At 53.1% G+C, this 12378-nt stretch carries 9 protein-coding genes and 1 tRNA gene; all 10 read right to left on the bottom strand.

All coding sequences use genetic code 11. The features are described 5' to 3' along the window. Nucleotides 1-218: 218 nt before the first annotated feature. On the bottom strand, nt 219-4472 hold the full coding sequence (gene rpoC, locus CJO09_RS15425) for a DNA-directed RNA polymerase subunit beta' (protein WP_119443151.1): 4254 nt from the start codon (nt 4470-4472) through the stop codon (nt 219-221). Next, complete coding sequence (rpoB, locus tag CJO09_RS15420; RefSeq protein WP_119443150.1) at nt 4472-8584, bottom strand: DNA-directed RNA polymerase subunit beta; 4113 nt, start codon at nt 8582-8584, stop codon at nt 4472-4474. The genes rpoC and rpoB overlap by 1 nt, the downstream gene beginning before the upstream one ends. Before the next feature lie 161 nt (nt 8585-8745). Continuing rightward, entirely contained in the window at nt 8746-9126 is a 381-nt protein-coding gene (gene rplL, locus CJO09_RS15415; protein ID WP_119443149.1) for a 50S ribosomal protein L7/L12, read from the bottom strand. A 72-nt stretch (nt 9127-9198) separates the two neighbouring features. Continuing rightward, nucleotides 9199-9723, bottom strand: coding sequence for a 50S ribosomal protein L10 (rplJ, locus tag CJO09_RS15410; protein ID WP_114422044.1), 525 nt, complete (start codon nt 9721-9723; stop codon nt 9199-9201). 244 nt (nt 9724-9967) lie between these two features. Further along, complete coding sequence (gene rplA / locus CJO09_RS15405; RefSeq protein WP_119443148.1) at nt 9968-10663, bottom strand: 50S ribosomal protein L1; 696 nt, start codon at nt 10661-10663, stop codon at nt 9968-9970. 1 nt (nt 10664) lies between these two features. Continuing rightward, nucleotides 10665-11096 carry a 50S ribosomal protein L11 gene (gene rplK / locus CJO09_RS15400; protein WP_114422023.1) on the bottom strand — a complete coding sequence of 144 codons (432 nt, stop codon included), beginning with the start codon at nt 11094-11096 and terminating at the stop codon, nt 10665-10667. 63 nt (nt 11097-11159) lie between these two features. Continuing rightward, nucleotides 11160-11693 (bottom strand): transcription termination/antitermination protein NusG, encoded by a 534-nt coding sequence (gene nusG / locus CJO09_RS15395; protein WP_114422022.1) that lies wholly within the window; start codon nt 11691-11693, stop codon nt 11160-11162. Nucleotides 11694-11702: 9 nt separating this feature from the next. After that, nucleotides 11703-12083, bottom strand: a complete 381-nt coding sequence (secE, locus tag CJO09_RS15390) for a preprotein translocase subunit SecE (protein ID WP_114422021.1) — start codon at nt 12081-12083, stop codon at nt 11703-11705. Between the two features lie 49 nt (nt 12084-12132). After that, nucleotides 12133-12208, bottom strand: a tRNA-Trp gene (locus tag CJO09_RS15385). A 93-nt stretch (nt 12209-12301) separates the two neighbouring features. Further along, a partial coding sequence (locus CJO09_RS15380) for an EF-Tu C-terminal domain-related protein (protein WP_446649917.1) occupies nt 12302-12378 on the bottom strand: 77 nt, incomplete at its 5' end.

Below are 12378 nucleotides of genomic sequence, written 5' to 3'. Positions count from 1 at the left end.
CGGAGGGAGTAAAAAACGATCAAAAAGTGGCTCCATAATTTCGACAACCGGTGGCTCCAATATTTCGATCAATGACAAGGTGTTATAACAGCTAACATTACACATAAAACATGGGGGTTTACGCTGTAAGGGGTTTTACGGATGACATGAAAAAACCCCGCCACCTTACGGTAAACGGGGTTCTAAAGGCCGGAAAAAGCCGGCAAGTACTAACGAAATTATTCTTCGTTAGTGTCTTGCGACCCTTCCGTATCGGCCAAGGGCTCAGACTCAGATGACGAATCCACCGTAACCGGCGCGTCCTCGAATGGGTTCTCCATTTCGCGGGCGGCCAGACGTTCGGCTTCCTCGTGCTTCTCTTTTGCCTTGCGTGCCGTGTGATATGCCAGGCCGGTACCGGCTGGAATCAGACGCCCCACAATGACGTTCTCTTTCAGACCACGCAACTCGTCGCGCTTGCCCATAATGGCGGCTTCGGTTAACACGCGAGTGGTTTCCTGGAAAGAAGCGGCCGAGATGAATGAGTCGGTCGACAGCGAGGCCTTGGTAATACCCAGCAACACGTTGTCATACGTGGCTGGAATCTTGCCTTCCGCGTCAACGCGGTCATTCTCGTTCAGAAGCTCTGAACGCTCAACCTGCTCACCGGTGATGAAGCTGGTATCGCCCGCATCGGTCACAATGACTCGGCGCAACATCTGACGCACAATCACTTCAATGTGTTTGTCGTTGATCTTCACACCCTGCAAACGGTAAACGTCCTGAACCTCATTGACGACATACGTCGCCAACTTTTCAATACCCTGCAAACGCAGAATATCGTGCGGATCGGACGGCCCGTCGACAATCATCTCACCCTTGTTCACGACTTGGCCATCGTGCACCAGTACCTGCTTCTCTTTTGGAATCAGGAACTCGTGATTCACGCCGTCCATGTCGGTGATCACAAGACGCTGTTTACCCTTCGTATCTTTACCGAACGAAACCGTACCCGTAACTTCTGCCAGCATGCCGGCATCTTTGGGTGAACGGGCTTCGAACAGCTCGGCCACGCGTGGCAGACCGCCGGTAATATCGCGTGTCTTCTGCGATTCTTGCGGAATACGGGCAAGTACGTCGCCAATTTGAACGTCTTGACCATCGCGCACGGTAATCAGTGCGCCAACGGGGAACGAAATGGCAACCGCATGCTCGGTGCCTGCAATCTTGACTTCTTCACCGGCATCGTTAATGAGCTTGATTTGCGGACGCATGGCGGTTTTGCCACCACGCGTTTTCGGCGTAATGACCACCAGGGTCGATAAGCCGGTGACTTCATCAAGCTGTTTAACAACAGTTGCGCCTTCCTCGATGTTTTCGAAACGCACCTTGCCGGCATATTCCGAAATCATTGGACGAGTGAGCGGATCCCATGTTGCCAGGCGTTGGCCTGCTTTCACGGTTTCATTGTCGCCCACAACCAGCGTGGCGCCGTACGGGATCTTGTGGCGCTCACGTTCACGACGGCTTTCGTCGAAGATAACAATTTCACCGGAACGCGAAATCGCAACACGCTCGCCTTTAGCGTTTGTGACATAACGCATGGTAATTGCAAACGATACCGTGCCGGCCACCTTGGTTTCCACCGAGCTAGCCATGGCTGCACGCGATGCCGCACCCCCAATGTGGAATGTACGCATAGTGAGCTGGGTACCCGGTTCACCAATGGATTGCGCTGCAATAACCCCAACAGCTTCACCACGATTTACCAGTACGCCGCGACCCAGGTCGCGACCATAGCAATGGGCACACAAACCACGACGGGTTTCGCAGGTAAGCGGAGTGCGAACCTTAACCTCGTCAAGACCGATGTTATCGATCAGGTCGACCAGATCTTCATCCAGCAGTGTACCGGCCGGGATCGCCGTTTCCTGAGTGTCAGGATTAACGATATCAACGGCGGCGACACGGCCCAGAATACGCTCACGCAAGGGTTCGATAACTTCGCCCCCTTCAACCAGGGCTTTCATCGTGTAACCATGCGTGGTGCCGCAATCGGTTTCCGTAATAACCAGATCCTGGGTGACGTCGACCAGACGACGCGTAAGGTAACCGGAGTTAGCGGTTTTCAGCGCGGTATCGGCCAGACCCTTACGTGCACCGTGAGTGGAAATAAAGTACTGAAGTACATTCAACCCTTCACGGAAGTTAGCCGTAATAGGCGTTTCAATAATCGAGCCGTCGGGCTTGGCCATCAGGCCACGCATACCCGCCAACTGACGAATCTGGGCGGCGGAACCACGAGCGCCGGAATCGGCCATCATGTAGATGGAGTTGAATGACTCTTGTCGTACTTCCTTGCCATGACGGTCTGTCACGGGTTCTGTCGAAAGCTGCTCCATCATGGCTTTGCCGACTTTATCGCCGGCCTTGCCCCAAATATCGACCACGTTGTTGTAACGTTCCTGAGACGTCACCAGACCCGAAGAGTACTGACGATCGATCTCTTTCACTTCCTTGTTTGCCTGGCCCAGGATCTCTTCCTTCACCTGTGGAATGACCATGTCATTCATGGCAATGGAAATCCCACCGCGGGTTGCCAGTGTGAAGCCCGACTGCATGAGCTTGTCGGCAAAAATAACAGTGGCCCGCAAGCCGCAACGACGGAACGACTGGTTGATAAGGCGTGAAATTTCTTTCTTTTTAAGCGTGCGGTTCAGTTCGGAGAACGGCAAGCCTTTAGGCAAAATTTCAGACAACAAGGCACGACCCACCGTTGTTTCGTGACGTTTGATCACCGGTTGGAACTCACCTGCTGTGTCTTTTTCGTACTCGTTCAGACGAACCGTAATACGCGTTTGCAGTTCAACTTCACCGCTGTCGTAAGCCCGTTGTACTTCGGCAACGTCGGCAAAGAACAAACCTTCGCCCTTACCGTTAATGCGCTCACGGGTGGTGTAGTACAAGCCCAGAACGATATCCTGCGATGGGACGATGGACGGTTCACCGTTGGCGGGGAACAGCACATTGTTGGATGCCAGCATCAAAGTGCGGGCTTCCAGCTGCGCTTCTAGCGACAAGGGAACGTGAACAGCCATTTGGTCGCCGTCGAAGTCGGCGTTAAACGCAGCACACACCAGTGGATGCAATTGAATGGCTTTACCTTCAATCAGCACCGGCTCAAAAGCCTGAATACCCAAACGGTGCAGCGTAGGCGCACGGTTGAGCATAACCGGGTGTTCGCGAATGACTTCTTCCAGAATGTCCCATACGACCGGTTCCTGGCTTTCAACCAACTTCTTGGCAGCCTTGATTGTCGTGGCCAGACCCATCATTTCCAGACGATTGAAAATGAACGGCTTGAACAGTTCCAGCGCCATCAACTTGGGCAGACCGCATTGATGCAGTTTCAGCTGCGGACCCACCACAATCACCGAACGGCCGGAATAGTCGACACGCTTACCCAGCAAGTTCTGACGGAAACGACCGCTCTTGCCTTTGATCATATCGGCCAGTGACTTCAACTGACGCTTATTCGCGCCCGTCATAGCTTTGCCGCGACGACCGTTATCAAGCAGGGAGTCGACCGATTCCTGCAACATACGCTTTTCGTTGCGCAGGATAATGTCGGGCGCTTTCAGTTCAAGCAAGCGCTTCAGACGATTGTTGCGGTTGATCACGCGACGATACAAATCGTTCAGATCGGACGTAGCAAAACGACCGCCGTCGAGTGGTACCAGCGGACGCAAATCGGGCGGCAATACCGGCAACACTTCCATGATCATCCAGTCGGGCTTGATACCCGACTTCTGGAAACCTTCCAGCACTTTGAGGCGCTTGGAGATTTTCTTGATCTTGGCGTCGGAACCGGTTGCCTTGAGTTCGGCACGCAACGTTTCCACTTCACGATCGATGTCGATGGTGCGCAGCAATTCGCGCACCGCTTCGGCACCCATCAAGGCGTGGAAGTCGTCGCCGTACTCTTCCGTTTTGGCAAGGTAGTCGTCGTCGGACATGATTTGACCGCGCTTGAGCGGTGTCATGCCGGGTTCAATAACGCACCATGCTTCGAAATAAAGCACACGCTCAATGTCGCGCAGTGTCATGTCGAGCACCATACCCAAACGGGACGGCAGGCTCTTCAGGAACCAAATATGCGCAACCGGACTGGCCAGTTCGATGTGGCCCATGCGTTCGCGACGCACCTTGGCCACGGTGACTTCCACACCGCATTTTTCGCAAATAACACCGCGATGCTTCAGGCGCTTGTACTTGCCGCAAAGGCACTCGTAATCTTTGATTGGACCAAAGATTTTGGCGCAGAAAAGGCCATCGCGCTCGGGCTTGAAAGTGCGGTAGTTGATGGTTTCGGGCTTACGCACTTCACCATACGACCACGAACGCACTTTTTCAGGCGAGGCAATACCAATCTTGATGGCATCGAATTGCTCGTCTTGCGAGACTTGTTTGAATAGGTCGAGTAGCGCTTTCATTATTTACGCTCCAAATCCATGTCCAGAGACAAAGATCGAATTTCTTTGACCAGAACGTTGAACGATTCAGGCATGCCTGCGTCGATGACGTGATCACCTTTCACGATATTCTCGTAAACCTTGGTACGGCCGGTGATGTCGTCGGACTTAACAGTAAGCATTTCCTGCAACGTGTAAGAAGCACCGTAGGCTTCCAGCGCCCAAACTTCCATCTCACCGAAACGCTGGCCACCGAACTGGGCTTTACCACCCAACGGCTGCTGCGTAACGAGCGAGTATGGGCCGGTTGAACGCGCGTGCATCTTGTCGTCCACCAGGTGATGCAGCTTGAGATAGTGCATATAACCGATGGTAACAGGACGCTCGAATTGCTCGCCGGTACGGCCGTCAATCAGCCAGGCTTGCGTGCGATCGGGTGTCAGACGCAACGATTCAGCAATGGGGTCGGGGTAGGCGAGTTCGAGCATCTTGCCGATTTCACCTTCGTTGGCACCATCGAATACCGGTGTAGCCAAAGGAACGCCGGCTTTCAGGTTGCGCGCCATTTCCACGATTTCATCGTCGCTCAGCTCTTCCAGATGCGCAGGCGTACCATTGGAGTTATAGACTTTCTCGAGGAGTGCCCGAACTTCCTTGGCCTGAGCCTGTTTCTGGCCGTCAAGCATATCGGCAATTCGATACCCCATGCCCTTGGCAGCCCAGCCCAAGTGCACTTCCAGAACCTGACCCACGTTCATCCGTGAGGGCACGCCCAGCGGGTTCAACACGATATCAACCGGTGTACCGTCGGCCATATGCGGCATGTCTTCAACCGGCACAATGCGCGAAACCACACCTTTGTTACCATGGCGACCCGCCATCTTGTCACCGGGTTGCAGACGACGCTTAACCGCCAGGTAAACCTTGATCATCTTCAGCACGCCGGGAGGCAATTCGTCGCCCTGCGTCAGTTTCTTGCGCTTCTCTTCGAACGCAAGATCAAACTGATGACGCTTCTGTTCCAGCGACTCTTTGGCTTGCTCAAGGTTGATTGCATCGGACTCATCGGCCAGACGAATATCGAACCACTGCCATTTATCGAGGTCGGCCAGGTACTCAGCAGTAATCTTGGCGCCTTTGGCAAGCTTGCGTGGACCGCCATTAACGGTTTTACCCACCAAGACCTTTTCAATACGATCGAACGTATCTTTTTCAACAATACGCAGCTGATCGTTCAGGTCTTGACGATAACGACGCAGTTCATCGTCGATAATCGATTGCGCACGCTTGTCGCGCTCAATGCCTTCACGTGTAAAGACCTGAACGTCGATCACCGTACCGACCATGCCCGACGGAACACGCAACGACGTATCTTTCACGTCGGAGGCTTTCTCGCCGAAAATGGCACGCAGCAGTTTTTCTTCAGGGGTCAGCTGAGTTTCACCTTTGGGTGTCACCTTACCTACCAGCACGTCGTCGGCACGCACTTCAGCACCAATATGAACAATGCCGGAGTCATCCAGACGGTTCAATTGGACTTCAGGCAAATTGCTGATGTCGCGTGTGATTTCTTCGGCACCCAATTTGGTGTCACGCGCCACAACCGTGAGTTCTTCAATGTGAATCGACGTATAGCGGTCATCGGCCACCACATTTTCGGAGATCAGAATCGAGTCTTCGAAGTTGTAGCCGTTCCAGGGCATGAACGCGATCAGCATGTTCTGACCCAACGCCAGTTCACCCAGGTCGGTTGATGCACCGTCGGCCAGTACGTCGCCACGGGCAACCACATCGCCTTTCTTCACGATAGGACGCTGGTTGATGTTGGTGTTCTGGTTCGAACGCGTGTACTTGGTGAGGTTATAAATATCCACACCCACTTCACCGGCCACGTTCTCTTCATCGTTCACACGAATCACAACACGCTCGGCGTCGACGTGATCCACGATACCGCCGCGCAACGCCTGCACCGTGGTGCCCGAGTCGACCGCAACTGTACGTTCAACGCCGGTCCCCACCAACGACTTCTCAGGACGCAGGCAGGGTACTGCCTGACGCTGCATGTTGGCGCCCATCAGTGCACGGTTGGCGTCGTCGTGTTCCAGGAACGGAATAAGCGATGCCGCAACCGACACGATCTGGGATGGCGCAACGTCCATGTAGTGAACGTTATCGGGCGACGTCAGCATGGTTTCACCCGCCTGGCGGCAAGCCACCAGATCGCTTACGAAACGACCCTGCTCGTCGAGCTCGGCGTTCGCCTGGGCGATAACGAAACGACTTTCTTCAATTGCCGACAGGTAATCGATTTGATCGCTGACCTTACCGTCGATAATTTTGCGGTAGGGCGTTTCCAGGAAACCGTACTCGTTCAAACGCGCGTACAAGGCCATGGAGTTGATCAGACCAATGTTCGGACCTTCCGGTGTTTCAATCGGGCATACACGACCATAGTGGGTGGGGTGCACGTCACGCACTTCAAAGCCGGCGCGTTCGCGGGTAAGACCACCAGGCCCCAACGCGGAAACACGACGCTTGTGCGTAATTTCCGACAGCGGGTTGGTTTGGTCCATAAACTGCGACAACTGGCTGGAGCCGAAGAACTCTTTAATTGCAGCCGAAATAGGCTTGGAATTAATGAGGTCGTGCGGCATGAGATTCTCAGTTTCCGCCTGACCCAAACGCTCTTTCACAGCCCGCTCAACGCGAACCAGACCGGCACGGAATTGGTTTTCAGCCAACTCACCCACGCAACGCACACGGCGATTGCCAAGGTGGTCGATGTCGTCGATTTGACCACGACCGTTACGCAATTCAACCAACACCTTGATGGTTTCAAGAATGTCTTCGTTGGTAAGCGTTAACGCACCGGCGGTCTCTTCGTCGCGACCCAGGCGACTGTTGACCTTCATACGGCCGACACGCGACAGATCGTACGTTTCTTCGCTGTAGAACAAACGCTGGAACAAGGCCTCAACCGCTTCTTCGGTTGGTGGCTCGCCCGGACGCATCATACGGTAGATCGCAACACGCGCAGCGGTTTGATCTGCTGTATCGTCGGAACGCAGTGTTTGGGAAATATAAGCACCACGGTCGAGGTCGTTAACGTAGAGCGTTTCAACTTCCTTGATACCGGCGGTACGAATATCGGCCATTGTGGATTCGGTGATTTCGTCATTGGCATTGGCAATGATTTCACCCGTTTCCGGATCCACAACGTTCTTGGCCAGAATACGGCCAACGAAGAAATCTTCAGGCACGGACAGCTGATCGACGCCGGCAGCCTGCAAGTCGCGCAGGTGCTTGGCGTTGATACGCTTGTCTTTCTCGACAATGACATTGCCTTTTTTATCGGTAATGTCAAAGCGCGCCACTTCGCCTTTCCAGCGCTCGGCCACGAAATCAAGCTTGCCGCCTTCATTCATGATCTCGAAACGATCAAAGTCGAAGTAGTAGGCAAGAATTTCTTCCTGCGTCATGCCAATAGCTTTCAACAGAATCGAAACCGGCATCTTGCGACGACGGTCGATACGGAAAAAGAGTTGGTCTTTTGGATCGAATTCAAAATCGAGCCAGGAGCCACGATAAGGAATCACGCGCGCAGAAAACAGCAATTTGCCGGAACTGTGCGTTTTGCCGCGATCATGCTCAAAGAACACGCCGGGCGAACGATGCAGCTGGGAAACGATAACCCGTTCTGTACCGTTAATAACGAAGGAACCGGTGTCCGTCATGAGCGGAATCTCGCCCATGTACACTTCCTGTTCCTTCACTTCTTTAATAGTGGGTTTGCTGACTTCACGATCCATCAGCACCAGGCGCACTTTCGCCCGCAAAGGCGATGCGTAGGTTAAACCACGCAACTGGCATTCCTTAACATCGAACACCGGCTCGCCCAGCGCGTAGCTGACGAACTCCAGACGTGCCATCTGGTTGTGGCTTACGATGGGGAAAATTGAAGTAAAGGCTGCCTGCAGACCTTCGTCCCGACGCTCGGAAGCGGGGATATCTGCTTGCAGAAAGGTTAGAAAAGATTGCAGCTGAGTCGCCAAAAGATACGGGACGTCTTGGACATCTTCCCGTTTGGCGAAGCTCTTGCGTATGCGCTTTTTTTCGGTGTACGAATAAGGCATGAGCACTCCGACTCGAGGGGTTACATGGGCCGTCAACCACGGCCCCGGTTTACGACTCCAGAGAACCCGACTGGTTCAGAAAACACCACTGACAAGACGGGTTTTCTGGAGACGCAAAAGCCCGGGAAGGCCGAAACCTGCCCGGGCGTACGGCAAAAGTCTTACTTAAGTTCGACTTTAGCACCAGCTTCTTCAAGCTTGGCTTTAGCAGCTTCAGCGTCTTCTTTGCTGGCACCTTCTTTAACTGCTTTAGGTGCGCCATCGACCATGTCTTTAGCTTCTTTCAGGCCAAGACCGGTGATTTCACGAACAGCTTTAATCACGCTAACCTTGTTGGCGCCGACTTCGGCCAGAACAACGTCGAACTCAGTTTTTTCTTCAGCAGCGGCTGCGCCACCACCTGCAGCGGGAGCAGCAACAGCCACAGCGGCTGCGGCGGCGGACACGCCAAACTTTTCTTCCATTTCCGAGATGAGCTCGGACAACTCGAGAACGGTCAGATTAGCGACCGCGTCGAGGATTTCTGCTTTGCTTAATGCCATTTCTAGAACTCCAAAATTGAATAATTTCCAGGGTTGGGTATCGCTGTGTCGTTCGACTCAGTTTCCAACTGCTTATGCAGCTTCCTTTTGATCGCGCACGGCGGCGAGGCCACGTACGAACTTGGTTGGAACTTCGTTGAGCGTACGCACAAACTGCGTGACAGGGGCTTGCATCGTACCCATCAGTTTCGCCAGCAACTCATCACGCGACGGCAGGGTGGCCAAGGCCATAACGCCATCTTTGTTAAGCTGATTGTCGGGCAGCGAACCACCCGTAATAACCAGCTTGTCGTTGCTTTTTGCGAAATCGGCAAGTACTTTGGCAGCCGCAACAGGATCATCACTAATGCCATAGATCAGCGGACCCTTCAAACTTGCTGACATGCCTTCAAAAGGCGTGCCGGCAAGTGCACGGCGAACCAGCGTATTCTTCAGAACACGCAGATACACACCCGACTCACGCGCTTGTTTGCGCAATACGGTGACGGCAGCGACGTCCAGACCACGGTACTCGGCAGTAATAATCGATTGAGCTTGTGCTACCTGCGCAGCAACCTCTTCGACAACTACCGCTTTCTCTTTGCGATTGAGACTCACGGTTTGAACACTCCATCTAATGACACCCAGGAGGGTCCCGGGCATCTACCGAATGCGGCGCTCCTGGTCGAGTTCTTTAAAACAAAAAAGAATTCTTCCATGGGCGCCGTCTGCGCTGGATCGGTTCTGTTGCCAGAAACCGGATTAAGCCTGATGTGAAATCACTTCAAGGCTCCAGCGGTCTTTGACAGCAACACCCCAATTCTGCCGGGGTGCGCCCAAAGTTCTTTACAACTTCAGTGACTTAAGCAGCCAATGAAGCCACTTCTACGCGAGCACCGCCACCCATGGTGGAGGAAACGGCGACTTTACGCAGATAAATACCTTTTGCAGCTGTGGGACGCGCTTTGTTCAACGCATCGATCAGTGCAGCCAGATTGCTTTGCAATTGTTCAACTTCAAAAGAAGCGCGACCAATGCTGGCGTGAATAATACCGGCCTTATCGGTACGGTACTGCACCTGACCTGCCTTGGCGTTCTTTACCGCCTGAGCCACGTCGGGTGTTACCGTGCCCACTTTCGGATTCGGCATCAAGCCACGTGGGCCCAGAACCTGACCCAACGCACCCACAACGCGCATGGCGTCGGGCGAAGCGATGACAACGTCGAAATTCAGGTTGCCGCCCTTGATGCTTTCAGCCAGATCTTCCATGCCCACAATGTCAGCACCCGCTTCTTTTGCCGCGTCGGCTTTTTCGCCCTGAGCAAAAACAGCGACACGAACACTCTTACCGGTACCGGCGGGCAGAACAACGGAACCACGAACCAGTTGGTCGGATTTCTTGGGATCGATACCCAGTTGAACGGCAACGTCGATGGACTCATCGAACTTGGCGGTGGCGGTTTCTTTAACCAGCGCCAATGCTTCATTCACTGCGTAGAATTTGTTGCGGTCGATTTTTTCTTTAATCGCAGCTGCGCGTTTGCTTAACTTAGCCATGTTATGCCCCTTCTACCGTGATACCCATGCTGCGAGCACTACCTGCAATCGTACGAACAGCGGCGTCCATATCGGCGGCAGTCAGGTCGGGCATTTTGGTTTTTGCGATTTCTTCGGCTTGTTCACGCGTAAGCTTGCCAACTTTGTCGGCGTTAGGGCGTGCAGAGCCTTTCTGGATACCGGCGGCTTTCTTGATGAGAACAGCCGCAGGCGGTGTTTTCATGATGAAAGTAAAGCTCTTGTCGGCGTACGCGGTAATAACAACCGGAATAGGAAGACCAGGCTCCAGACTCTGCGTTTGTGCGTTAAACGCCTTGCAGAATTCCATGATGTTCAAACCACGCTGACCGAGAGCCGGACCAACGGGAGGGGAAGGATTGGCTTTACCAGCTGGGATTTGCAGCTTGATGAAGCCGACGATTTTTTTCGCCATTTTCAGCTCCTTGCGGGTACAAACGCCAATGCACTAAAACATTGGCTCCCCGGGGTTAAATAATTAAGTCTTTTCGACTTGACCAAAATCGAGTTCAACTGGTGTGGCACGGCCAAAAATAGTGACCGAAACACGCACCTTGCTTTTCTCGTAGTTAACGTCTTCGACGTTACCGTTGAAATCGGCAAACGGCCCTTCTTTAACACGAACCATTTCACCCACTTCAAATAGAACCTTGGGTTTGGGCTTCTCGACACCTTCTTCCATTTGCGAAAGAATCTTGTCGACTTCCTTCTGGGAAATAGGCGCAGGGCGATTTCCCGAACCACCCAAAAACCCGGTTACCCGGTTGGTGCTTTTCACCAAGTGCCAGGTTTCATCGGTAAGCTCCATTTCCACCAAGACATAGCCGGGGAAAATACGACGCTCGGTAATGGACTTTTTCCCACCTTTAACTTCCAACACTTCTTCGGAAGGCACCAGAATTTCACCGAACTTGTCTTGCAGATCGGCACGCTCGATACGATCGAGCAATGCTTTCTGGACACTTTTCTCCATGCCGGAATAGACATGGACAACATACCAGCGCTTACTCATGGGTGTCCTTTATCTCCAGCCAAGCAATAGGCCGTATATAACCCAGCCCAATGCTTTATCGGCCAGCCACAGAAAAATGCCGATAATAATGACAAACACAAAAACAATGCCTGTCATTTGCATGGCTTCCTTTCGGGTTGGCCACACCACACGTTTTAACTCACCGTAAGAATCACGACCGAAGCTGATCGTGCGTCGCCCAGGCTCGCTCATCCAGGCAATGCCGGCAGCCACGATTAAACTGGCAATGAACAGCGCGACGCGAACAACCGCAGGCTGATCGCTGAGTACTGAAAATGAAACAATTCCAGCAATAATAACCAATACCGCCAACGCCAACTTAATGCGATCAGCAATACTGGTAACGGTTTCTACGTTTGTGTTCGACATATTCCGGCTTGGTTAAACAGCCCTTTGCAATTCTTGCGCCTTCGGAGTTTGGCAGGGGCAGTAGGAATCGAACCTACAACCTTCGGTTTTGGAGACCGACGCTCTGCCAATTGAGCTATACCCCTAAATCCGCAAAACAATCATTAACCCGATTGCCTTGAAACGACGCTGGCAGCCAGGTTTTTAAACCTGAGGCTGCCAAATTACAACTGCAAATTTTACTTAAGAATTTTAGCGACGACGCCGGCGCCCACGGTACGACCACCTTCGCGAATCGCAAAGCGCAGACCTTCTT

The sequence above is a fragment of the Neopusillimonas maritima genome (genome assembly GCF_003576595.1).
Lineage (GTDB): Bacteria > Pseudomonadota > Gammaproteobacteria > Burkholderiales > Burkholderiaceae_B > Neopusillimonas > Neopusillimonas maritima.
Note: the sequence above shows the minus strand (reverse complement) of the source record. Positions and strands in the feature narration are given on the sequence as shown.

What these genes read in the sequence shown, in the direction of transcription:
- secE (WP_114422021.1), bottom strand. Translation starts at nt 12,083, where the DNA reads ATGTCGAACACAAACGTAGAAACCGTTACCAGTATTGCTGATCGCATT.
- rpoB (WP_119443150.1), bottom strand. Translation starts at nt 8,584, where the DNA reads ATGCCTTATTCGTACACCGAAAAAAAGCGCATACGCAAGAGCTTCGCC.
- rplL (WP_119443149.1), bottom strand. Translation starts at nt 9,126, where the DNA reads ATGGCATTAAGCAAAGCAGAAATCCTCGACGCGGTCGCTAATCTGACC.
- rplA (WP_119443148.1), bottom strand. Translation starts at nt 10,663, where the DNA reads ATGGCTAAGTTAAGCAAACGCGCAGCTGCGATTAAAGAAAAAATCGAC.
- rplK (WP_114422023.1), bottom strand. Translation starts at nt 11,096, where the DNA reads ATGGCGAAAAAAATCGTCGGCTTCATCAAGCTGCAAATCCCAGCTGGT.
- nusG (WP_114422022.1), bottom strand. Translation starts at nt 11,693, where the DNA reads ATGAGTAAGCGCTGGTATGTTGTCCATGTCTATTCCGGCATGGAGAAA.
- rpoC (WP_119443151.1), bottom strand. Translation starts at nt 4,472, where the DNA reads ATGAAAGCGCTACTCGACCTATTCAAACAAGTCTCGCAAGACGAGCAA.